This is a genomic window from Puia sp. P3 (assembly GCF_050632245.1).
Taxonomy (GTDB): domain Bacteria; phylum Bacteroidota; class Bacteroidia; order Chitinophagales; family Chitinophagaceae; genus Puia.
In genome coordinates this window covers 7,212,126-7,234,596 of the sequence record NZ_CP192583.1, presented here as the reverse complement: position 1 = coordinate 7,234,596, position 22,471 = coordinate 7,212,126, and the positions used below count along the sequence as shown (strand labels likewise).

Here is a 22,471-nt window from a genome sequence, read left to right as displayed (position 1 = left end):
TTGTTTTAGTTGGTTCTTACAATTGTACCTTCTTTCAATTCATCCGTGGCGGCCGCGACCAGCCGGTCGCCGGCCTGCAGGTCGCCGTATATCTCGACCTTGCCGTTGGCCTCCCTGCCCTTCTGGACGGTGACCCACTGTGTGGCTCCGTCCCGCACCCGGATGACGAATATGTGGTCGCTATTGCCTGTCACCGCGGCCACCGGGACGATGAATTGCTGGTCGTTGTTGGTCAGGTCGAGGCTTACCTGCGCAAACATACCCGGCAGGAGGAGGCCGCTGTCATTGACCACGTCCATCTGCAGCTGTTCGGTACGGGATTGCAGGTCGAGCGCGCCGGCCATCCTGGTCACCGTGGCGGTGAAGACGCGGCCCGGCAGTGTCTGGACAGAAAAATGGATGGTGTCTTTGTCGCGGAAATAGGCGGTGGCCGCTTCGGGAACGTCCACGACCAGGCGAAGACGCCGCTGTTGCTGAAGCGTCATCAGCGGGATGGACGACCCTTTGCCCGCGGGACCAGCATAAGCGCCCGGGTAGATGTTCCGGCTGCTGATGACGCCATCGAAAGGCGCCCGCACCTGCAGATAGGACTGCCAGTCGGCGGCGAGATAGTGTGAGCGGGCGGCTGCCAGACTCGCGCTGTCGCTGCTGGCCTTTGCCCTCGCCAGCTCGAGTTCGTTGGGAGAAACGGTACCGGGAATTCTGCTGGTCTTATAAAGACGATCGTAGGTAGCCTGCGAGGCGCTCAGCGCGGCTTCCTGCGTGTGCAACAGGGAAGCCGATTCCTCGGTCTGGGCCTGCAGCTCCGGCGCCTCGAGGACGGCCAGCAGCTGGCCTTTTTTACCTGGCTGCCCACATCGGCATACATCGCTTTTACAAAGCCGTTGACCTTGGCATACAGATCTACCGTTTGAAACGGGAGGAGCTGGCCCGGCAGGGTCATCGTCGACGTGAGCCGGCCCTTTGTCAGGCTGAGGGTCGCGACAAGGTAGGTCGTGTCGGCCGCAGCGGCGCCGCCGGTCGCAGAGGTAGCAGCGCCGGTCACGGAAGAAGCGCTGGTCGCAGAAGAAGCTGGATTCAGAGGCAGCACTGGTTACAGAAGAAGCCGTGGTTGCAGAGCCTGTGGCCGCGGCGGCCGCCGGGGCCGGGGCCGGAAGCTTACTGTTACAGGCCGCGAGTAGTGCGATCATCGGAGCGATGAACAGCAGAAATTTCTTATAGCTCATATAATTGGTTTTATTGGTTCGTAATGGATGCTGCTGGCGTCGTCGGGATCGAGCGAAACCGGATCGACAGAGCTTTTGCGGCGGACACGGGAGAAGATGACAGGTAGAACTAACAGTGACGCGACAGTGGAGAAGAGCAGGCCGCCGATGACCGCCCTGCCCAGCGGCGCGCTCTGGGCGCCGTCGCCAAGACCGGTAGCCATGGGTATCATGCCGACCGTCATGGAGATACTCGTCATAAGGATCGGACGCAGGCGGAGACCCGCCGCTTCGACGGCCGCCTTTACGGAATCGGCGCCGGCCTTTCTGATCTCTTCGGCGTTGGTCACCAGCAGGATCGCATTGGCAACGGATACGCCCACCGACATGATGATCCCCATATAGGATTCCAGATTCAGGGTTGAACCGGTGGCGAGAAGCATGAGCAACGATCCGGCAAGCACCGCGGGAACGGCTGTAAGAACGGTGGCGGACAGCGGAAAAGACTCATAGTTGGCCGCAAGGATGAGCAGCAATACTACGACGGTGATGATAAGACCGGTCTGCAGGCTGCCGAGCGTCTGCGTAAGCAGATTGCTCAGGCCTCTCGACTCTACGCTGATCCCGCGGGGCGGGGTGCCGGCTTCTTTTATCGCTTTTTGAACGGCGGCGGCAGCGGAACCCAGGTCTTTGCCATAGATATTCGCGCCGATAGAAAGGAAGCGGGTCGCGCCCTGACGGTCGTATTCCCCAACCATATGATCTTCGGTGAGACCAGCGACCTCACCCAGTACGGGCTGGCTGCCGCCGGGGCGGACCGGGATAGCCGCGAGGTCCTGGACGCTGCCGATAGCGGTTTGCGGGATTTCCACCTGCACTTCGTAGGAGTTGGCGTTGGCCTCGTTGAGCCAGAGCATTTTGTTGACGTAGCGACTGGACGAAGTGGCTTCGGTCAGCGAGTTCGATACATTCGTCATGGTCAGGCCGAACTGCCTTACTTTTTCCCGGTCGATATCGATCCGTATGGCGGGGTTGTTCAGCTGTTGTTTGATGTAGATATCGCGCAGGAAGGGAATTTTCCGCAGCCGGGTTTCGAGTTTCTCCGCGTATTGCTGACTGGCGGCGAGGTCTGGTCCCATAACTGCCACCTCGATGGGAGTCGAAGCGCCCTGGCTCATGATCTTATCGGTGAGGTCGATGGGCTCATAGGAGATCGTAACTTCCGGCATGGCCTTGTGAAGGGCCTGGCGATACCGCTCCTGCAGGTCGTCGATCTTCTCCTTATAACCCGCGGCCATGTTCACGTCCATCAGGATCTCGTTGGGACCGCTGGTGAACAATATGATCGGCAGCGTTGGATAAGACGGTGGCTGCTGGCCGGCAAAGGCCGAGACGATCGACACGTTTTGTTTGCCTCCTGCGATATCGTATAGCACCTGCTGCGCTTTCAGGAGCGTCGCCTCGGTAACCTCGAGCCGGCTGCCTTCCGGCGCACGGAGGCGCAGCTGAAACTGTGCGTCGCCCGTCGCGGGGAGAATATCTTTCCCGATATGGGTGGCGATGGCAATGACGAGACCGATCGTAAAAGAAAATATGCCACGATCAGCCGCTTGCCATGATGCATTTGCTTTTCGAGCAGGCGTAGAAAACCCGCTTTGAATCTATCAAATCCCTTTTCTTTGGCGGGAACGACAGGTTCGGGTGTATGCGTTCTATCCCGGAGCATCCAGTTGGCAAGAACGGGAACGAAAGTTTGCGAAAGGAGGAAGGCGGGGATCATGGCGAATCCAACGGCCATGGACAGGGGCAGGAACATATCTTTTGGAACGCCGGTCATAAAAAAGGCCGGGGCGAAGACGGCGAGCGTACTGAGAAGGATCAGCAGCTTTGGCAGTGCGATCTCGTGACAGGCGTCTGCGATAGCGCGCGCCCTGGACTTGCCCATTTCCTGGTGCCGGTGGATATTCTCGATCGTTACGGTCGCTTCGTCGACCAGTACTCCGATGGCGAGGGCAAGACCTCCGAGCGTCATGATATTGATCGTCTGGCCGCAGAGCTTCAGCAGGAAGGTGCTCGTAATGATCGAGATCGGAATATTCAGGACCACGATGAGGGCGCTGCGTGGATCGCGGAGGAAGACCAATACCATCAGCGAGGTGAGAACCGCGCCGATCACCCCTTCGAGGATCAGGCTTTTGACAGCGTCGATGACATAGACGGACTGGTCGAAAACGTATTTCAGCTCGACGTCCGGAGGCAGAAGGCTTTGCATCTGCGGGATCGCGGCCTTCAGAGATTTTACTACCGACCAGGTGGAGGCGTTGGCATTTTTGATGATGGGGATATAGATGGACCGTTTCCCGTCGATATAAGCGAAGCCCGTGGTAATATCGGCTCCGTCCACGACGGTGGCCACGTCGCGCACATAGATAGTAGCGCCGTTCTGGTAGGTGACGGGTATATTGCCGAAATCGGAGATCGCGGGCAGGACGGTATTGGCGGGCGTGATATAGGTCTTGCTGCCGATGTTCACCGCGCCGGCGGGCGAGATATGATTGTTGTCCTCCATAGCGGCAACTATCTGTTCGGGGCTGATATTGTGGCTCCGCATCAGATCGGGGTTGGCATTGACGACGATGGTTCGGATATTGCCCCCGATGGGTGGCGGCGAGGAGAGACCGGGTATGCGGGAGAAATTTGGACGCACCCAGACATTGGCGAGGTCCTGCAATTCGTTGTTGGATCGTTTAGGACTGCTCAGCGTGAGCTCGCCCACCGGAAGTGTCGAAGCGTCGAAACGGATGACGAAAGGCGGTTGTGTGCCTGGAGGCATCGATGCAAAAGCCCGGTTGGTAAGCGATGTGACCTCGGCCTCCGCCTGAGGCATGCTCGTCCCCGGATAAAAACTAAGTTTTAGCAGGCTGAGCCCCTGTGTATTCCTCGTCTCGATAGATTTTATGCCGCTGACATACAGATAGAGATTCTGGTAGTTGGTGGCGACAAAGCCTTCCATCTGCTGCGGCGATAGTCCGCCATAGGGCTGGGAAACATAGATGGTTGGGACGTCGATCGAGGGAAAGATGTCGATATTGATCCCGAGGACGGCCATGATCCCGAAGAGGACGAGGGCGGCAACCAGGACGATCACGGAGATCGGTTTGCGCAGTGCTGCAGATATGAGGTTCATGGCTGTTGTATTAGAGTTGGTGTATGAATGTGTTGATGTCTCCCTGCGTGCCTGCCTTGAAGAGCAGGGCCTGCCAGACGCCGATGCAGGCGATGTCCCGGTCGATCTCGGCCCTGTTCAGCAGGTAGAGTGTTTGTGTGACATCGACGATATTGGCAAGGCCGTTCTCATAGAGGGCCTTCTTCTGTAAATAAGCGTCCGTCGCCGCCTTCAACTGCACGGGCGTTTCCCGGTATTTTGTAACAGCGTTGGCGATCTGCTGTCCGGAAAGCGCGAGTTGGTTCAGCAGGGCATTCTGTTCGAGCAGGTAGTCGCTTCTGTAGGATTCGGAGCGTTGACGCTGGGCGGCGGCGCGTGAGCGGCTGCGGCCCAGATCGGTGAGATCCCATGTGATACCCACGCCCACGAGGTAGTTGGCGCGTACGGGTGTCAACCCCTTAAAAAAGGAAGTAGAATAGTCGCCGGGGTTGGAAGCATATCCGGGACCAAAGCCAGAGCCCCTCTCCTGCCCTACGCCGAATAGCGTCAGGCGTGGAAGACCCGTCTTTGTTATATAGGCGGAAAGGCGATCGCTCGTCGTGATGCGGCTGGCCAGAAACCGGAGATCAGGATTTGCCGAGAGGTCTGTCGACATGGTGCCCAACAAGTCCCGCGGTGGTTGCTGCGCCGTGGCAGTATCCAGGACGAAGGACCGCGGGTTGATCCCCATTTGTATCGAGAGTTGACTGGCCTGCTGTTGTTCGTAGTTCTGTGCGTCGACCAGCGAAAGCACGGCCCGGGATATTTCTGCATTGGCGATACTGCTGTCGACGCCGGCATTGAGGCCATTCAGCGTTCGGGCCTGTATCACTTCCCCGAGTTCGCGGGTTCTTGTCAGGTTGGCTTCCATGGCGATGCGGACCCTTGTGGCAGCCAGCAGTGAGAACCAGGCGCCTGCGGTCCGAACCTGTTGCTGAAAGACCTGTTGTTCGAGCGCCTGCCGGTCCTGGTCGTACTGACCCTGTGCGGCGGCGACGTGGGCCCGCTGAAGGCCGAAGGAATAGAGGTTGAAATTAATATTGGTGAGATAGAGCGCGCCAAAGGCGGCGTTGAGGTTCTGTGAGGGGAATGCCGGTCCGTTGGTAAGGGCGGTGATCCCGGGCTCGCCCGGGAGAGCCCATTCATCCCATCAAGGGTTCCATATGCTGACTCGACGCCCAGTGTAAGATTCGGAAGTCCGTCCCGACGGGCGGCTTTCAGATCGAGGGCCGATGCCTGAACCGCGTGTTGCGCCGCCTTTATTTGCTGGTAGTTGGCCGTTGCGACGCGAAGCGCTTCGGGGAGGAGAGCGCCCCTTCGATTGGCTGCGTCGCGGTCTGCGCGTGGATGACGACTCCCAGCAGGAGGCAGGTGGTGAGGAGTAACAGGTGTCGCATGATAATTAGTTTTGATCCCGGAAGGCGTTGTCGTTGTCATCGGCGATGTGGCGAACTCGAAGGCTGAGAATGAATACTTGTTCCATACATTTTGATTTTGTTCACCGAAATTAGCGCGCCGTCATCCCGGGACTTTCCGGCACTCGGTGAACGGGCAAAAGCAGTCGTTGAGGGCCGGCATTTTGAATAGCCGGAATGGCATTTTTATTCTACATTTAGGGCATGAACGTTCTCATCGTCGACGACAATACTATCGCGCGGTCGGTGCTCCGCAAACTCTGCTCGCAGCAAAAGGATATTACTGTCGTCGGCGAATGCGCCGCTGCCGAAGAAGCCTATGGCCTCCTGCAGGAACAGGCCGTCGACCTTCTGCTGCTGGACATCGAGATGCCGGGAATGTCGGGGCTGCAGCTGGTGCAGCAATTGGGTCAGTTGAGGCCGGTGATCATTTTTACGACCTCCAAAAAGGAATATGCGAGTGAAGCTTTTGACCTGAATGTGGCCGACTATATTGTCAAGCCTGTGACGCCTGCGCGGTTCATACAGGCGACGGCCAAGGCAAGGGAGATCATCGACAGCAAACAGGAAGAGGTGAGCTGGACGGAAGAGGAGTTCATATTTATCCGGGACAGCACGATCATCCGGCGGCTGAAGGTGGATGATATCTTATTTGCGGAAGCTATGGGAGACTATGTAAAACTATATACGCCGCAGAAGTTCTATGCGATACATACGACGCTCAAGGCCGTCGAAGAACGATTGCCGGCAAGCCGGTTTCAGCGGGTACACCGGAGCTTTCTGGTGGCCATAAGCAAGATCGATACGATCCAGGACGGGGTGCTGATCGTCAGCGACAAGCCGGTGCCGGTGGCGGATGCCTACCGGAAAGCCCTGAACAGCAGGATGAATATCCTGTAGCCTGGCAGCCGGTTCTGTTTCCTTTTCCAGCGACGATTTTTGCCTGTTCGGCGAACGGCCGGCTCCGGGCGCTGTGCAAATGGGAGCTTTGCCTCATGAAAATCGTATATATGTGTGTCTTCTTCGGGGACACGCTGTTGATCAGCGTTCTTGCTTTCCAGCTGTTCCAGAGCATCGATACGGGAGCTCCTGTATGGGTGCACGCTGACGCTGGGCTGGCCTGGTGGCGGCGATCATGCTGCTGGTCCTTTTCATCCGGCACTACCTGCGGGGCGGGACCGGATCGAACGATAAATAGGTGAACTTACAAGTCCGCTATGACCAATAACCGGTTTATTTACTTCACGCTGGCCGTTTTTATTGCCGGGATGCTGCTGCTGGTATTTATCCAGTACAACTCTTCCCGGAGTATTCATCAGCTGATCGAAGGGAATAGTCTTTTGCTTCGGGAGCTGAAGACAGGGTAATGACCTGAGGGAAATGGAACGCGATATCCTTTCGGTGGAAAGCAAGATACGCGCGGCCGTGGCTACGGGAGACAGCACGTTCGCGGAAGGCATCGATGCCCAGATCGCCGACGCGGAAGCCAATCTCGACACCCTTCGCCTGATCCATACCGACCGGCAATCGGTAGCGGACATCGACAGGCTTGCGGTCCTGACGAGGGAAAAACTGGAGAAGAAGAATCTCATGGTGGACAGCTTCTTCCACACAGGCAAAAAGCCGGACATGACGGTCATCGCGAACCCCCGAATCAGGGGCACCGCCAACGAGATCAACACCATCATCCGCCGGCTCTTTTCCCGGCGTCAGCAACGTCTCGCCGGGCTCAATGCGATGGTCCAAAAAACGGCCGTATCGCCCACACCAGCGGCAATATTCTGATCGGTCTGGTCCTGCTGACCGGCAGCGCGCTTTTCTGGTTTATCCTCAACCGCATCCGCAAACAGAACGAGCTGATCCGGAGACTCGATATTTCCGAACGCCAACTGCAGGAGGCGGTAAAGATAAAGGAGAATTTCCTGGCCAATATGAGTCACGAGATCCGGACGCCGCTGAATTCCATTATCGGCTTTGCCCGGCTGCTGTCGAAGAAGCCGCAGGACGAAGAGTCGGCGGAGTTCATATCGGCCATCAGGGATTCCGGAGAAAATTTGCTCACGATCATCAATGACATCTTGGATCTTTCAAAGATCGAGGCGGGTATGATCAGGGTGGATAGCCGGCCCTTTGCCGTCCGGGAACTGTTCCACTCGGTGACGACGCTGTTCCATCACCGGGTGAAGGAGAAGGGTCTCGGCATCAGTGTAGACGTGGATGCGGGTGTCCCGGAGGTATTGCTCGGGGATGCGACCCGGCTAACACAGATAGTGGTGAATCTTATCAGCAACGCCGCCAAGTTTACAGACACTGGCGGTATAACGGTCAGCGTGAGTTCTGACGGTCCCGATCAGGGGAATGTTCGGTTGTGGGTGGCGGTGACGGACACTGGTATTGGGATCAGGCAGGATCAGCTGGCTTCGATCTTCGAGCGCTTCTCCCAGGCGGAGAGCTCGACGACGAGGAAGTACGGTGGTACCGGGCTTGGACTGACTATTGTAAAAGAACTCATCGAAATACAGCACGGGAAGATCGAAGTGGAGAGTGAGCCGGGGAAGGGTGCGACCTTCCGGTTTTATGTCCCATACCAGATAGTGAGCGCGGTGCCGGTTCTGGCGGATGTGCCGGAAAACGTCATTGCGGCGCAGCCCCGCATGGAAGGGGTCTCCGTCCTCGTGGCCGACGACAACCGGATGAACCAGCGGCTGATGGAGCACCTGCTCCGCGGCGCGGGATTCAGTTATGATATAGTAGACGACGGGCAGAAAGCCGTCGACCGTCTGCGCGAGAAAAAATACCAGCTCGTACTGATGGATATCCAGATGCCGGTAATGGACGGGTATGCGGCGAGCCGGATGATCAGGGAGGATTTGCGGTCGTCGGTGCCCATCATAGCGATGACGGCCCATGCGATGAGGGGTGAGCGGGAGAAATGTCTGGAAAGCGGAATGAATGAATACCTGTCGAAGCCTATCGACGCGGATGAGCTATTCGCGATGATCGGAAAGCTCCTGGACGCGTCAGGGATCGACAGGAGTACCGTGTACTCCAGAGAGTCCGGCCCGAAGGGAGACGCCCAACCTGTATTTAGCTTCGACACTATCGATCTGGCCTACCTGCGGGACCTCAGCGGCGGAGACCATGAATATGAGACCGAAATGGCGGATCAGTTCCTGCAGAATATGCCTGACGAGCTTGGGCAGATGCGGGCCGCGCTGGCAGCAAATGATCTTGCAGCGGCGAGCAGGGTGGCGCATAATATGAAGACGACGGTGTCGATCATGGGTCTGAGCGGGCGACTGTCCGGGTTGCTGGATCAGCTGGAGTTCCCGGATGGCGATACCGATATTATGGCCGCATTTGGGCGGCTGCAGCTGGTGTGCGAACGGGCTATGGAAGAGGCCCGGCAATTCCGTATATCGCGACGCCCGTGAGATCGACTTTGAGGGTCCGGTTGACCAGGGCGGCCGGCCTTTTCTCGCCGCCGAGTTCGGGGCTCATCAGTTGTAAAGAAGAGAGTTTCAGACGCGCAGTGTCGACTTCGTATTCCAGCTGATTGTCCTTTACCAGTGAGACGATATCCTTCATCAGCGGTATTCCGGAGAGGTCGTTGATCGAATCGGGCTGGGCTTCGAGGCCCGCGTTCATAAAATGGATGACGGTCCCCTTTCCTTCGTATATCCGTACGCGTGCTGCCCACCGGGTGTCTCCTTTTGTCTGTTTTAGCACCGGGTGGAATTTGCCTTTGGCGATCATCGTTGCGAGCGGTGTGGAGCTCGACCGCGGAATCGATTATCGTGAGACCTTTGAAGTGTCCTTTCAAATCATTTGATAGCGGGGTTTTGCGGGTGAACCCCTTTTCGTCGTGCGTTCCGAATGGCAGGGCCATCCAGGCCGTTCCTCCTTTGGCGAGATACGTCGTGATAGCAGAAAATTGCCGGTCGGACACGCAGCCCATTCCATCGAGTACGAGAGGGGTATTTTCCTTTAGCAGGGCGGCGGCGTCTGTCAGCTCTTCGGCGCGGACAAACCGGTATCCGACATTATGATGCACCAGCTGAATGCTCCACGCTTTTGAGCGGTCCCAGTGTTCATGGCCGTCGGCGTCGCGCCAGCCGTTCTCGCGGCAGAGGCGGTTGTTGGCGACTCTTATCTCGACCAGGTCGCGGCCTTGCCAGTACGGCAGGTCGCTGTATTGTTTTTCCCAGTTGTTGGGCCGGCGGATGGCGTCCTCCTGTTCGATGGCATGGGCGGGGTCTTCTTCGAGTCTGCCATTGAGGGTGCTGCTCCAGTTGGAGGCGCCCCAGTATCGGGCGAGGCCCCAGCCGAGATAGGCGCCTTTTTCCGACAGCGCATAGCTGAGCGCGAGAGCGGGGGCGCTTCCTCTTTTTGCCGCGATATCTTTCTGGTTCAGGGCTTCGGCGTCCATGCTGACCCAGTCGATATTTTTGATATTCGTACCTACGTTCTCGAGCATAAAGAGGTCGAGGTGGGGCGCCATTTTCTCGAGGTCGAGCGCGACGGCGTTCAGGACGATGGGGCCCGTGTCGGAGCAGCACGTCATCAGGGGTTTGCTGCCGATGGTCTCCTTGATCAGTTTAACGTGATCCCTGACCGAATCCGACTTCATGCGCAGCCAGTCCCGGTAGACGGGGTTTTCGTAGTTACCCCATTCCAGCATATCGTTGATGGCGGTGTTGCCAAAGAAATTTGCATCCGTAAATTTGGGGATCTCGTGGCCGTAGTCTTTTCTAAACCGGTCGCGACAGTATTTGCAGCCGCAGGTGGTATTGCCGGGGTAGCTGCACATATCGTCGACCTCAATCCCGTCGAAGGGAACGTCCTTCATCAGCTGCAGCAGGTATTTCCGGTGCATGTCGAGGAAGGCGGGGTTATTGTGACAGAAAGCTTCGAACTGGTATTGTTTGGCGTAGCCGCGGGTGGCGTCGCGGAGGTCTACTTCGCAGAGGTCCTGAAAGAGATGGCCTTCGTATTGAGCGAATTTTGTTGCTGCCGCATCGGGGATTAGTAATACAGAGTGGCGTTCATATTTGTTGACCATTGCAAAGTCGGCTTCGGTCCTCGGCCGGATGACGTGGTTGCAGGAATAGTGGTCGATCCATCGGATGCCGCGCTGGTGGAGCTCTTCGCAGACGGTGGCATAGTAACCGTGGAGCACGGAGAAATAGTTGGAGAAGTCGAAGCGGGTATGGAATCCGAAATTGATTGCGGTATCGATGTTGGCTTTGGCGAAGCCGTCGGCGCGGCGGCGGATGTTGTCGATGACGTACTTCTGGGGCCATTGGAGGTTTTCGAGGGAGGCCCACCAGCTGGCGGCGCGGTTGGGGATGAAGGGGGTGGCGGGGGCCACAGCGGGTGTTGCGGCCGCACCGGCTAGTGGGTTTGCTCCGGACCCTGCGGCGGCTGCGGCATTTGTAAAAATAGCCGGAACCCCGAGGCTTGCGGTGGACAGGGCCGTCAGGCGGAGAAATTGTCTGCGGTTAGTTTTGGCGTTCATCGTAGCAGGTTTTAGCTTACATTCAAATTTAATTGGCGGAGGCGTTGCTATTTTCCAATTATCGCTGCAAAACCTATACTTTTTTAACAATTTTTAGCCTCGGGGTTGTTGACCGTATCCTTTCGTAAATTTACCGTATGGGCAAATTCTCCGACTCCATACAGCCTGCTCACCAGGCGTTCATTGAACATCAGAAAATGTTCTTTGTGGCTTCGGCGCCGCTGAGCGGCGAGGGCCATGTCAATCTTTCGCCGAAAGGGATGGATACCTTCAGGGTGATGTCGCCATCGCGGGTTGCGTATTTGGACATCACCGGCAGCGGGAATGAGACTTCGGCGCACCTCCTGGAAAATGGGAGGGTCACATTTATGTTCTGCGCGTTTGACGGCCCGCCGAATATCCTTCGTCTTTATGGTATTGGCCGGACGGTTCTTCCGCATGATGCTGAGTGGGGAGAGTTGTCCGCCTTGTTCGCGCTGCCGCTGGCTACCCGACAGATCATAGTTGCCGAGATTCACAAGGTGCAGACCTCCTGCGGCTTCTCGGTTCCGCTGTATGAATATACCGGTGAACGGGATCATGCCGACAAATGGGCCGAAAAGAAAGGGGCTGATGGGCTTGAAGCTTACCGGAAGGAGAAGAATAGGGTGAGCCTCGACGGTCTGCCTACCGCGCTGTCGTTTCCCCTGGATCAGTAATGGGCGACCTATGTAAACAGGTAACCCCAAACTGTCATGACGAGACCTGCCAGAAAGATGAAACCTCCGCGGATCAGGAGTTTGTAAAATGCCTTTTTCAGTCCTTGTCGCTGCCCTACCGCGGCTTCGCGATTTCCAGCGCTTTCGTTGAAGTATAGTACTTCGCCAGCATCCCCTTTATCTCCCACTCTGGTATGCGGCCAGCCGCGAGAAAACCGAGATAGCGTTGCATGACCTGGGCGAAGTGAGCCTCATGACCAACCTTGTAAGAAGCAGGGATCTCGACGCGCCATCCTCCTGAAACTTCACTTAGGGTGACGCCGGGATAGCGCGCAGCCAGCTGTGCGACAAACTGCCTGACCGCAGAAGAATAGTCATCGGAGACCGAAACGGGCAAAATGTAAAGCGTCGGCTGGTAGTGCTCCTCCGCGCCCTGGCGGATCTCGAGGGTCGCCTTCGTGCCCTTGAATATCGCATGATGGGTATCACCGCTGCCGGGAGGGGCCTGGTATTCCCAGCGGGCCGTCACGTGGGCAAAGACTCCTTTTAGCCGGTAGGTAACTTCTCCGTTGCCGTGGGCCTGAAGTAGGGTGTCGCCTTTCAGGAATGGTTTGAGGAAGGCAGGGAATGCCGGTTTGCCGGTGAGAGTTGAAAATTGTGAAAGGCCTACCGGTGTCGGCCAGGTGCTGGCTGAAAGGACGGACACGTCCTTTTTATAGTCGATCGCCGCTGAAGGATAACAGATCCACTGCACCAGGTCCAGCAGGTGGGTGCCTACGTCGGCCAGCGCCTCGCCCTGTTGAGCCGGATCGAAGAACCAGTCGGGACGGGTGAGCGTCTTGCCAGAAACATTTTTGTAGTAGAAGTGGACACTCTCCATCACGACGGAAGGATCGGCAGCGCTGCCGGGACGCAGCGCCCCAAAAACTGCCGGCGCGTGCATCAGCTCTTTCTGCAAAATATTGGTGATCTCGGACCGTTCGGTCATGATATCATAGAGCAGCACGTGGTGGGCCGCTGCCTCGTCAAAGGCCTTCGCCAGCAGCCGGAAACCGGCGGTGTCGATCGCCATCGGTTTGTCACTAAGGGCGTTGAAGCCCGCCCGCACAGAGCGGTCGATATACTCCGTCTTCAGGTGGTTGTTGCCTGCCATGACAACGACATTGCCTTTTCTCTCTGCGATCATCTTCTGCAGATAGTCGGCCCCTGCGTAAACGGTTTCCTTCCAGTGCGTCGGCCGGTCGGCCCGCTCATTGTACTGGCGGACCAGCGCCAGATGCGCCTGCAGTTCGGGGCCGCCGGGGGCATAGACCTGCACTTCCGGGTCGATGACCGGATACATGGACTTCTGGACCAGTGCAGCATGAAAATGGCCCGGGTCCAGGGTGATTAACCTTACCCGGGCTTTGCTACGTTCCTGCCCCGAACTCCAAAAGGGCAGGATCAACGCTAATGATATGACTACAGAGAGATTTATCTTCATAGTTGAATTATACTTTGGGCTCCCATCCTTTTTCGTACTCACGTCCCCACAGTCGCATCGCTGCTTCGTCGTGAAGGACATGTCCGTTCTGCTGATCGATATTCAGGGTATGTCCTACGCGCTGGGCGATATTGCCGAGCTGTACCCACAGGGTGCTTTTGAAGCCGGTAGTCACGGGCGCATTCAGCGGCGTGCCCTTGCGGACCGCGTTCAGGAAGTTGTCGACATGTATCGCGTCCAGTCCTTCGTTGGGGCTGGAAGAATTACGGCCATCAATAACCGCATTCGATTTGATCTCCTTCAGCGTATTGCCCTTCTCGTCGAAGATGGTGTATCCGTCGTGACCCGTGAGCATGATGCCGTTGGTGCCATAGAACAGCACCCCGCGGTCAATCCCCTGGACCTTGAACGAACTGCAGCTTCTGCCTTCCCAGCTGACCGTAGCTTCGGGGCACTGGTAGGTGATCAGCTGTGTATCGGGAGTCTGCCAGTCGTCCTTGAAGAAATAGCGGCCGCCGGTGGAGTTGACGGAGAGCGGGTAGTCGATCCCCAGGCCCCAGCGCGCAACGTCTATCTCGTGCGTGCCGTTGTTCAGTGCTTCACCCGTACCCCAGTGCCAGAACCAGTGCCAGTTGTAGTGGATGAGATTGTCCTGATAGGGTTTGCGGGGAGCGGGTCCCTGCCAGAGATCATAGTCCAGTCCCGCCATCACGGGAGCCTGTTTGCCCACGCCGATGGACTTGCGGTTATTGGTATACCAGGTCTTGACCATATAGATCTTTCCGATAGCGCCTGCGTGCAGCTGTTCGATGCCTTCGGTCAATAACTTCCACGAGCGGCGCTGGGTACCCAGCTGAACGACGCGTTTGTACTTCTCTGCCGCGGCTATCGCCAGCTCGCCCTCGCGGGGATTGTGCGAAAGCGGTTTTTCGCAATAGGCGTGTTTGCCGGCGGCACAGGCGAGGATGGTTGCGGGAGCGTGCCAGTGGTCGGGGGTAGCGATATAAACGGCGTCGACGTCCTTGTCGGTAAGCATCTTGCGGAAATCGTTCTCGCCCTTCGGCGCCGGTTTGCCGGCCCGGACTACCGAATTGATCCCTTTCTGACGCGCCTTTTCTTCTACGTCGCAAACGTAGACGATCTCGGTGAGGGGCTGCCGCGCAAAGACGGCGGCCATCCCGGCCCCCTTCCGTTGGAACCGATAATGGCCATGCGGATGGTATCATTGGCCCCGATGATCCTGCGATAGCTGGACGCGGTGAAATCATTTGCTCCTGTGACAAAGCTGCTGGCAGCTCCGCCCAGACCGACGGCCGCCGCGCCGCCCGCCATATTCTTTAAGAAATTTCTTCTCTTCATGGTTTATAGTTCTTTAATTTTTATATCCCTGTAGTGGACGAGGTCGCCGTGCGCCTGCAGCAGGATGGGTGTCGGGCTGGTCATCGCAAATCCCTTTGTGGTCTTGAATTTGCTGAGGGCGATCGCCTGTTTGAAAGCTTCGCTGCTCCTGTCGAATTCGAGGATCTTCTTGCCGTTGAGCCAGTGTTCGACCTTGTCGCCGCGTACGACGATGCGGGCGTTGTTCCATTCGCCGGCGGGTTTGCTCGGTTTGTCGGCCGTGGCGGGCATGATATCGTACAGCGAACCGGTAGTACGATCGCCATTCCTTCCCAGTTTGGCGTCGGGATGCTTCGAGTCGTCGATGACCTGGAATTCGCAACCCAGATTCGTATTGGGGAGCAGGAAATATTTGATCCCGCTGTTGCCCGCTTCGGAAATTTTGAAGTCCACCGAAAGCTCGAAGTCCTTGAAGGTTTTTTCGGTTATGATATCACTACCATGACCTTTGGAGGGATCGAAGGTGAGTTCCCCGTTGGAGGCGCTCCACGCAGCAACCGGCACCGAATCTTTCGTAGCCTGTCGCCAACCCTTCAGGTCCTTTCCATCAAATAATGACTGCCATTCTTTCGAAGACTTAGACTGTGCATGGACGGTACCATGACTCAAAAGCACCGCCGAGAGACCGAGATACATCAGAGATTTCATACGCGATATTTAGGAAGATAAAGATAACTTTTTAGCAAATTACAATTGTGTATATCCTTTATTTTGGGTGATTTGTCCGGGGTTGGACTGCATAACGGTCAGCGGAATGGGATAAGCCAGCACATTGTCGCTCCACGCAAACGGCGGGAAGCCGTCATTGGCCTGTTCCGCCACCATTACCGCCTGTGCCCGGCCGGTCCTTACGAGGTCGAACCAGCGGTGGTTTTCAAAGGCAAGTTCGACGCGGCGCTCTCTCTCGATAGCGAGCAGCAGAGCATTGTCGTCGGCAAAATCAGCGATGCTATAATCTTTTAGCAGATCGGCCGGCTTTGTGATCGCGGGATCACCGGGTGTATTACGCGCCCGCTGCCTGATCTTGTTAACATATGTTAACGCGACGGTCTTGTCGCCGCCGGTGCGGACCAGAGCTTCCGCATACAACAGGTAGATATCGGCCAGACGCAGCTCGATCCAGTTGTTGCCGTTGTCGCTGCCGCTGGTAGACACGTCATAGTATTTGCAGACATACCGGTCATTCTGCACCTGCCCGGTCTTGGCGTTGATCCAGAAATCCCGCATCGATACGTATTTCCGGGGGTCCGCATTTTCATAGGCCGCGGACATGTCTCCGGTAGGCGCGTTGGTGCCGCCCTTGTCGCCTACCAGCACTACTTCCTTGTTGGAAAAACGGGGTGCGAAGTCATTATTCCACGGGCTACCCGTAGCGCCATTAGGACTTCCTTTTTTATACTGTACCTCGAAGAGAGATTCCGTACTGTTCTTCTTGGCGACGTCAAACAGGTCCTTATAGCTGGGTACCAACGCCGCACCGGAGTTGTTGATCACGTCTGTCGCCTTCTGGATCGCGAGTGTGTAGTAGGCGTTGCCCTTGTTCAGCGGATAGCCGGCCATCGTCATATAGACCTTACAGAGCAGACCCTTGGCGCCCCATTTTGTAGCCCGGCCCTTATCGCCCGCGCCATAAGAAGCAGGAAGACTGGCTTCGGCATCCGTGAGGTCGGCGACGATCATGTCATAGTTATCCTGCAGCGTGGGCCGCAGAATCTTGTAAGCCTCGGCCGGAGTGATCTCCTTGTCAACGTGGGGCACGCCCAGCAGCTTGCCGTCGGAAGAAAACCCGCCAAATACGCGGGCCATCCAGAAATACATCAGGCCGCGCAGGAATTTCGCTTCGCCGATATACTGTTTTTTGGTCGCGTCACTTTTGAATGTCACCTTGTCAATACGTCCGATGACGATATTGCAGCGCAGGATCACGTTGTAGCAGTTGTTCCAGCAGTCGGTAGAATAACTGTTCTCCGGCAGCAGGGGCCATGCAAAAATATCGACGCCGTTCTCATTGGCGGGACTCCCGCTGAGCCATGAAAAAGTGGTGTTGTCGCTGCGGGTCTCTCCCACCTTGATAAACGTACTGTTATAGCTGGAGCGGAGGTTGCCGTAGGCAGAAAGCACGGCCTGGTTCATATCGGTCTCCGTCTTGTAAAAACCGTCGGAGTTGAGATTGGAGGGGTCGTTCAGATCGATAAAGCTCTTCTTACAGGAACCCATCACCAGGATGCAGCATATAGCGATCGGTAGGAATTTCATGTTTATATCGTTTTCGTTAGATTAGAAAGAAAGATTTAAGCCAAGGATCAGACTGCGGGCAGCGGGATATCCCAGGTAGTCACCTCCTTTGGCCAGCTGGATGTCTTCGCTGGTGGTCTCGGGGTCGAAGCCGGGATATTTTGTCCAGGTCAGCAGATTGGTGCCGGTCAGGTAGACGCGGGCGCCGGAGATCTTGACATTGTTGAACTTCAGCGGGGCCAGGTCATATGCCAGCGTCACGTTTCTCAGGCGCAGGTAGGACCCGTTCGTAACCCACGCAGAAGAGGGGTCGCGCTGAAAGCCTGTCGGGTTGCGCGTAGCCCGGAAGTGAATGCCGTCGCCGGGCTGGTCTACGGAGCGCCAGCGGCCGAGCTGGTCGGTCATACTGTTGCGGTCGCCGTGGTAGATGTCAGCCATGCGTTTGAAAAAGCTAAACAGTTTTGCGCCGTAAGAGAAGGTCAGCTGGGCTGACAGCGTCCACCGGTTGTAGTTGAAATTGTTACCGAAACCGCCTTCGAATTTGGGCTGGTTGTTGCCGATGATCGTTTTATCATTCTGGTCCAGCTTGCCGTCGCCGTTGACATCCAGGTAGTGGCCGTCCCCGACCTTGTCCTGTGCAAGATGAGGATATTTGTCCAGTTCGGACTGACTCTTGAATACCCCCTGAAATACATAGCCGAAGAAGCTCGCGATGGGGTAACCCGGTTTGGTAATAAAGGAATTGCCGGCATTGGGGGCGCTGCCATAGATCGGCTGTCCGCCAGGGCCGACCGCCAGCACCTTGTTCCTGTTAAAGGCGATATTGAAATCAGAGTTCCATTTAAACCTCCCGACGAGGTTGCGGGTGGAGAGCGCAAACTCGAAGCCCTGATTCTGCACCTTCCCAATATTCTGTATCTGGCTGGAATAGCCCGTGAGCGTGGGTACGGGTACATTCAGCAGCAGGTCGATGGAGCGGCTGTTGTAGAAGTCGGCCTCCAGACGGATGCGGTTGCCGAAAAGACCGAGGTCGATACCTGCGTCTGCCTGCAGGACCTTTTCCCAGCCCAGGTTGGCATTGGAGATGGTATTGGGGTTGACGATATTCTGCAGGTTGTCACCTGTAGGATAAAATCCGGTAGAGAGTAGGCCTATCGCCGAGTAGTTACCGATGCGGTTGTTACCGGCAATACCATAGCTGCCCCTGATCTTCAGGTCGCTGATCGTATTGGATATGCCGGACATGAAGGATTCATCGGAGATCTTCCACGCTGCCGATACAGACGGGAATAAACCCCATTTCCTGTTGGCGCCGAACCGCGAGGAGCCATCCGTACGCACCGTGCCTGTCAGCAGGTAGCGGTTATTATAGGTATAATTAAACCGCCCGAAATAGGAGATCATCGAATACGCGTCCTTCGTGCTCGTCAGCTGATACATTGTCCCCGCATTCAGCGTATGAATATTGTCGTTGGAGAAGCCGCGGGCCTCGCCATACATATAGTCGTGGTTGTGTTTCTGGCTGCTGAAACCACCCAACAGGGTGATATCGTGTTTGTCGGTGATCTTTTTATTATAGGTAAGCGTCTGTTCGATGACCCAGTCGTAGTCGGTATTGGTCTCGTCCACCGACTTGGCGGGTCTTGGTGCGGCCGAGGCGTCCAGATCCACGGTGGAGGGCTCGAAGTTGGTATAGTGGTTGTTCTGGATGCTGCCGTTGATATTGATCCGGTATTTGAGCCCGGCGATGATGTCTGCTTCGCCGAAGATCGTTCCCAGCCAGCCGTAGCGCTGGCGATACCGTTCAACCTGCGTCGCGATACCAATGGGATTGGCGACGTCGCCGGCGAGGGTTTCCGGGTTGCGCACCATCGATCCCCAGGTGCCGTCCGGATTGCGGAGGTCGAAGATCGGGGGGCTGGTCAGCGAGTACAGGATCGGAGCGTCCTTGCCATTGGCCTGTTCGCGGCCGTTGGTGCTGTAGGCGTTCATGTTGAGTCCGAGCTTTATGTGCTTGCTCACCTGCGATTCGATGTTGCTATGGAAATTGAAGCGCTGGTAGTCGGTGAAGATGACGATACCCTGCTGCTTGATATAGCTGCCCGAGAAATTATATGTCGTCTTGTCGTTGCCGCCGGTGACCGCGATCTCGTACTGCGTTATCGGCGCCCGGCGGAACAGCATGTTCTGCCAGTTGTTGTCGGGCATCGTGGCAACGGACCTGGGATCGAAGAAATTGTATTTATAACCGCCGGTCCCGTCCGGGATCATATAGGTAGAGCTGGCGCTGGGATATAGTGCGCGACGGCTGTTGGGGTCGTTGATCGAGTGTGGGTCCCTGTTGGGGTCTGCCGCGATGACGGGCTGGTCGAGCCAGGCCTGGTTACGGCCGTCGATGAAGTACTGCACGTACTGGTCGCGGTTCATTACCGGGATCGTCTTCGTTCTCTCCTGATAGCCGGTGTAGGCGTTCACGCTGAGGACAGGTGCGCCGTTCTTTCCTCTTTTGGTAGTGATGATCACGACGCCGTTGGCGCCGCGCGAACCGTATATGGCAGTTGAGGACGCGTCCTTCAGCACCTGAACGGCTTCGATATCGGCTGGGTTGATCAGGCGGAATGCGCCGCCTTCCATCGGGTAGCCGTCGACTACATACAGGGGATCATTGGACTGGGTGATGGAACCCGTGCCGCGTACCCGTACTGTAAGGCCTTCTCCGCCCGGCGAACCATTGGTCTCCTGGACCTGCACACCGGCAAGCTGTCCGGCGATAGCTTCTCCGAAATTGGCAACGCCGCGGTCTTTCAGGTTTTGGGCAGAGACGGAAACTACGGCGCCGGTCAGGTCGGATTTCTTCCGGGTGCCATAACCGACGACCACTACGTCATTCAGCTGTGGCGGCTCCTGGCGGAGAACGATAGTAAGGTTCGTATTTCCGTTGAGGGGAATTTCCCTTGGTCTGTAGCCGACCGAGGAAATGATGAGGACTCCTTTTGTTGTTTCGGTCTGCAGGGTAAATACGCCTTCCGCGTTAGTAGACGTTCCGAGTTTTGTGCCCTTCAGCTGGACCGAAGCGCCGACGACAGGGGCTCCTTCAGCGTTGGTCACCTTCCCCGTGATGGTAGCAGGCGGGTCTTCTTCCTGTCCGTTGGATGGTTCAGCTGCGACGGCCGCCGTGCGCGGCGCGGGAGCGGAATTTTTTTCGCAGAATGATCAGCTGGTCCTTGTAGACCCAGTCTATGTTCTGTGGAGTCAGTACTTCTTTCAGCAGGTCGTTCAGCCGGACCCGCGAGGAACCGAACGTCATTTTTTGGGTATCATTCAGCATCGTGTTGCTATAGAACATCGTATAGCCGGTCTGCTTTTGAATCGCCTTAAAAAGTTCCGCAACTGAAAAATTGGTGTCTGGTGTAGTGACCCACATGTCCGCGCCTTTGGATGGTGGCTGGGCGGTGGTCACCATAGGAGAGAGAGCAAGCATGAGCGCAGCCAGACCAGCGGTCATGGTTTTGGTTAGCAATCGCATAGTTGGGTGTGTTTAGCAATAAAAATCGTCAGCTAATCTTTAGACAGCCGTATGGCGATTAAGGGTGAAAGAAAAATCTTTATTATTGGAAAATTACTTTTCCGTCGCTGAGCGCAGCGTGCATTTCCTCAGAAAGATTAAGGTTATCGAGAAATACCTGTAGTGTTTTTGCCTTGTCGAGCTGACCGCTAAAAGTTTTGCTCTGCAGGTTAGCGTTATTAAAAGATACGTCCGCATTATACCAGCGCGAGATGACTTTCGAGATGTCCTTCAGAGGAGTGTTGTGAAAATAATAGATGCCTTTCATCCATGACAACACTTCGGTCTCGTCGAAGGACTGGGTGGAAAAACGGTGGTCCGACGAATAGACCGCCTGGGTTCCCGGCCGCAGCGCGACTTCGCTGCCGTGGCCGTCCCTGCTGACAACAGCGCCTTCCACAAGAGAGGTGACGCTGCAACCGGTAGCATATGTATTGATATTAAATGAGGTGCCAAGCACCTGCACTTCGGTCTGATTCGCGTGAACGATGAAAGGATGCTGCTGGTCTTTGTTCACCCTGAAGAAGGCTTCGCCCTGTACGTACACTTCCCGCCGGGGCCCTTGAAAACTGGAGGGGAAATGGATCCTTGTCTGTGCGTTGAGCCATACCTCGGTGCCGTCGGGGAGAGAGAGTTTGTAGTCCATCGTTGAGGGAACGGCAAGCGTACTCCATTGCGTCGTTCCGGTGGTTGCTACAGGAAACACCATCTCTTTCCGATCGGCCCGGGCGGAGATATCGCCAAGCCGGATGGTCTGTGCAGCCTCGATATTTACATTTTGTCCGTTGGCTGTAAACAGTGTGATCACCGGCTTGCCCTTCCATTCGAATTCGCCGGCGAGAGGGTTGGCGGGCTTTTTTCTAACCAGAAACACTGCTCCAACCACCAGCAGGACTATCGCGGCCGCGGCTGTGATCTTCGCAAATATCGGTAAGGTACGGGCGGGACGTCGCATCTCAGCCTCTACCTTGTGCCAGGCTTCTTCTTCGTCGACTCCCTGCGGAGTCCCGCCGAGTTGCGCAAGCTGCTGCTGCATGTCCAGCCATTGCTGCCGGACGGCCGGGTCTTCGGCGATCAGGCGTTCGAGGAGAAGATCATCACCTTCTTCGATGGTGCCAGCCAGCTTTTCGACCAGAAGTATCTGTATTTGTTCGTTTGTAAGTTGCATCGCTATCTATATAAGATAACTTTTTTGTTGAAGTGGGTGAATGGGAGCTAGCCTAATCGCATCCTTAGGAACCGGATTGCGAGCTTGACGTGGGTTTTTAGTGAATTGACGCTGATCCCCATTTCTTTGGCTGCGTCCTGATATTTCTTATCCTGAAGGTGGACGAGGTTAAATGCCCTCAGGCGTTGCATGGGCATCTCTTTGAGAATGGAGATCAGGCCGGACTGTGCGTCTTCGTCTTCCATGGATGCAGCCTCCTGCTGCGGCTCGCCGCTGCTCAGGCCCGTGTATTCTTCCCGGAGTCTCCTGTGGACGCTCATTCTGTTCAAATAGTTCAGGCACTGGTTGCGCAGCGCCGCGTGCAGATAGGCCTTGATGGAAGTCTGCACCTTGCTGTACGCCTGCTTGTTCCACATGTCCAAAAACAGTTGCTGCACCTGGTCTTCGGCTTCTTCCTCGCTTTTCAGCAACAGATAGGCCTGCAGGTGAAGGGACCTGTAGTGCGTCCTGAACACCTGTTCGAAAGCCGCTTTGTCACCGGCTCTGAACGACCCGAGTAGTAGTGCCTGATCCAGCTCCAT

General features: G+C 56.3%; 22 protein-coding genes and 1 pseudogene. 7 read left to right on the top strand and 16 right to left on the bottom strand.

From position 1 onward, the window contains the following. Positions 1 to 5: 5 nt before the first annotated feature. The 4 genes from ACQ86N_RS45715 to ACQ86N_RS45700 are packed head-to-tail and all read right to left on the bottom strand — an operon-like array spanning position 6 to position 5,281. Positions 6 to 1,226, bottom strand: a complete 1,221-nt coding sequence (locus tag ACQ86N_RS45715) for an efflux RND transporter periplasmic adaptor subunit (RefSeq protein ID WP_431212875.1) — start codon at positions 1,224 to 1,226, stop codon at positions 6 to 8. Then, positions 1,223 to 2,743 (bottom strand): efflux RND transporter permease subunit, encoded by a 1,521-nt coding sequence (locus tag ACQ86N_RS45710; RefSeq protein WP_431217872.1) that lies wholly within the window; start codon positions 2,741 to 2,743, stop codon positions 1,223 to 1,225. The genes ACQ86N_RS45715 and ACQ86N_RS45710 overlap by 4 nt, the downstream gene beginning before the upstream one ends. Then, entirely contained in the window at positions 2,653 to 4,392 is a 1,740-nt protein-coding gene (locus ACQ86N_RS45705) for an efflux RND transporter permease subunit (protein ID WP_431212874.1), read from the bottom strand. Before ACQ86N_RS45705 ends, ACQ86N_RS45710 begins: the two co-directional genes overlap by 91 nt. 10 nt (positions 4,393 to 4,402) lie before the next feature. Continuing rightward, positions 4,403 to 5,281 carry a TolC family protein gene (locus tag ACQ86N_RS45700; protein WP_431212873.1) on the bottom strand — a complete coding sequence of 293 codons (879 nt, stop codon included), beginning with the start codon at positions 5,279 to 5,281 and terminating at the stop codon, positions 4,403 to 4,405. 60 nt (positions 5,282 to 5,341) lie between these two features. On the opposite strand from ACQ86N_RS45700, the gene ACQ86N_RS45695 reads away from it, so the two are divergent. After that, a complete protein-coding gene (locus ACQ86N_RS45695) occupies positions 5,342 to 5,494 on the top strand; it encodes a hypothetical protein (RefSeq protein ID WP_431218049.1) in 153 nt (50 codons plus the stop codon). 122 nt (positions 5,495 to 5,616) lie between these two features. Here ACQ86N_RS45695 and ACQ86N_RS45690 read toward each other — a convergent pair. After that, a pseudogene (locus tag ACQ86N_RS45690) lies at positions 5,617 to 5,673 on the bottom strand (hypothetical protein); the annotation flags it as partial. Beyond that, positions 5,670 to 5,807, bottom strand: a complete 138-nt coding sequence (locus tag ACQ86N_RS45685) for a hypothetical protein (protein WP_431218048.1) — start codon at positions 5,805 to 5,807, stop codon at positions 5,670 to 5,672. The gene ACQ86N_RS45685 and the pseudogene ACQ86N_RS45690, both read right to left, overlap by 4 nt. Before the next feature lie 222 nt (positions 5,808 to 6,029). Between ACQ86N_RS45685 and ACQ86N_RS45680 the strand changes: the two genes are divergently transcribed. The 5 genes from ACQ86N_RS45680 (at position 6,030) to ACQ86N_RS45660 (ending at position 9,259) form a co-directional block, all read left to right on the top strand. After that, on the top strand, positions 6,030 to 6,725 hold the full coding sequence (locus ACQ86N_RS45680) for a LytR/AlgR family response regulator transcription factor (RefSeq protein WP_431212872.1): 696 nt from the start codon (positions 6,030 to 6,032) through the stop codon (positions 6,723 to 6,725). A 95-nt stretch (positions 6,726 to 6,820) separates the two neighbouring features. Continuing rightward, positions 6,821 to 7,027, top strand: coding sequence for a hypothetical protein (locus ACQ86N_RS45675; protein ID WP_431212871.1), 207 nt, complete (start codon positions 6,821 to 6,823; stop codon positions 7,025 to 7,027). Between the two features lie 15 nt (positions 7,028 to 7,042). After that, a complete protein-coding gene (locus ACQ86N_RS45670) occupies positions 7,043 to 7,192 on the top strand; it encodes a hypothetical protein (RefSeq protein WP_431212870.1) in 150 nt (49 codons plus the stop codon). 13 nt (positions 7,193 to 7,205) lie between these two features. Further along, a complete protein-coding gene (locus ACQ86N_RS45665; protein WP_431212869.1) occupies positions 7,206 to 7,610 on the top strand; it encodes a hypothetical protein in 405 nt (134 codons plus the stop codon). Further along, a complete protein-coding gene (locus ACQ86N_RS45660; protein WP_431217871.1) occupies positions 7,583 to 9,259 on the top strand; it encodes an ATP-binding protein in 1,677 nt (558 codons plus the stop codon). Before ACQ86N_RS45665 ends, ACQ86N_RS45660 begins: the two co-directional genes overlap by 28 nt. Here the strand turns inward: ACQ86N_RS45660 and ACQ86N_RS45655 are convergent. Then, a complete protein-coding gene (locus ACQ86N_RS45655; protein WP_431212868.1) occupies positions 9,142 to 11,343 on the bottom strand; it encodes a hypothetical protein in 2,202 nt (733 codons plus the stop codon). The two genes, ACQ86N_RS45660 and ACQ86N_RS45655, sit on opposite strands and share 118 nt — an antisense overlap. Positions 11,344 to 11,480: 137 nt before the next feature. Between ACQ86N_RS45655 and ACQ86N_RS45650 the strand changes: the two genes are divergently transcribed. After that, positions 11,481 to 12,041, top strand: a complete 561-nt coding sequence (locus ACQ86N_RS45650) for a pyridoxamine 5'-phosphate oxidase family protein (protein ID WP_431212867.1) — start codon at positions 11,481 to 11,483, stop codon at positions 12,039 to 12,041. Positions 12,042 to 12,156: 115 nt separating this feature from the next. On the opposite strand, the gene ACQ86N_RS45645 is transcribed toward ACQ86N_RS45650, so the two are convergent. The 9 genes from ACQ86N_RS45645 to ACQ86N_RS45605 all read right to left on the bottom strand — a co-directional run bounded on the left by ACQ86N_RS45645 (position 12,157) and on the right by ACQ86N_RS45605 (position 22,471). Further along, on the bottom strand, positions 12,157 to 13,488 hold the full coding sequence (locus ACQ86N_RS45645; RefSeq protein WP_431212866.1) for a putative oxidoreductase C-terminal domain-containing protein: 1,332 nt from the start codon (positions 13,486 to 13,488) through the stop codon (positions 12,157 to 12,159). 43 nt (positions 13,489 to 13,531) lie between these two features. Next, positions 13,532 to 14,701: a Gfo/Idh/MocA family protein gene (locus ACQ86N_RS45640; protein ID WP_431212865.1), complete on the bottom strand. Its 1,170-nt coding sequence runs from the start codon at positions 14,699 to 14,701 to the stop codon at positions 13,532 to 13,534. Beyond that, on the bottom strand, positions 14,644 to 14,883 hold the full coding sequence (locus tag ACQ86N_RS45635; RefSeq protein ID WP_431212864.1) for a twin-arginine translocation signal domain-containing protein: 240 nt from the start codon (positions 14,881 to 14,883) through the stop codon (positions 14,644 to 14,646). Before ACQ86N_RS45635 ends, ACQ86N_RS45640 begins: the two co-directional genes overlap by 58 nt. A gap of 3 nt (positions 14,884 to 14,886) precedes the next feature. After that, positions 14,887 to 15,570: a 3-keto-disaccharide hydrolase gene (locus tag ACQ86N_RS45630; RefSeq protein WP_431212863.1), complete on the bottom strand. Its 684-nt coding sequence runs from the start codon at positions 15,568 to 15,570 to the stop codon at positions 14,887 to 14,889. Between the two features lie 39 nt (positions 15,571 to 15,609). Next, entirely contained in the window at positions 15,610 to 17,178 is a 1,569-nt protein-coding gene (locus tag ACQ86N_RS45625; RefSeq protein ID WP_431212862.1) for a RagB/SusD family nutrient uptake outer membrane protein, read from the bottom strand. 21 nt (positions 17,179 to 17,199) lie between these two features. Next, positions 17,200 to 20,277: a SusC/RagA family TonB-linked outer membrane protein gene (locus ACQ86N_RS45620; protein ID WP_431217870.1), complete on the bottom strand. Its 3,078-nt coding sequence runs from the start codon at positions 20,275 to 20,277 to the stop codon at positions 17,200 to 17,202. A gap of 37 nt (positions 20,278 to 20,314) precedes the next feature. After that, a complete protein-coding gene (locus ACQ86N_RS45615; protein WP_431212861.1) occupies positions 20,315 to 20,683 on the bottom strand; it encodes a hypothetical protein in 369 nt (122 codons plus the stop codon). An 82-nt stretch (positions 20,684 to 20,765) separates the two neighbouring features. Then, entirely contained in the window at positions 20,766 to 21,890 is a 1,125-nt protein-coding gene (locus tag ACQ86N_RS45610) for a FecR domain-containing protein (protein WP_431212860.1), read from the bottom strand. A gap of 47 nt (positions 21,891 to 21,937) precedes the next feature. After that, positions 21,938 to 22,471, bottom strand: coding sequence for an RNA polymerase sigma factor (locus ACQ86N_RS45605; RefSeq protein ID WP_431212859.1), 534 nt, complete (start codon positions 22,469 to 22,471; stop codon positions 21,938 to 21,940).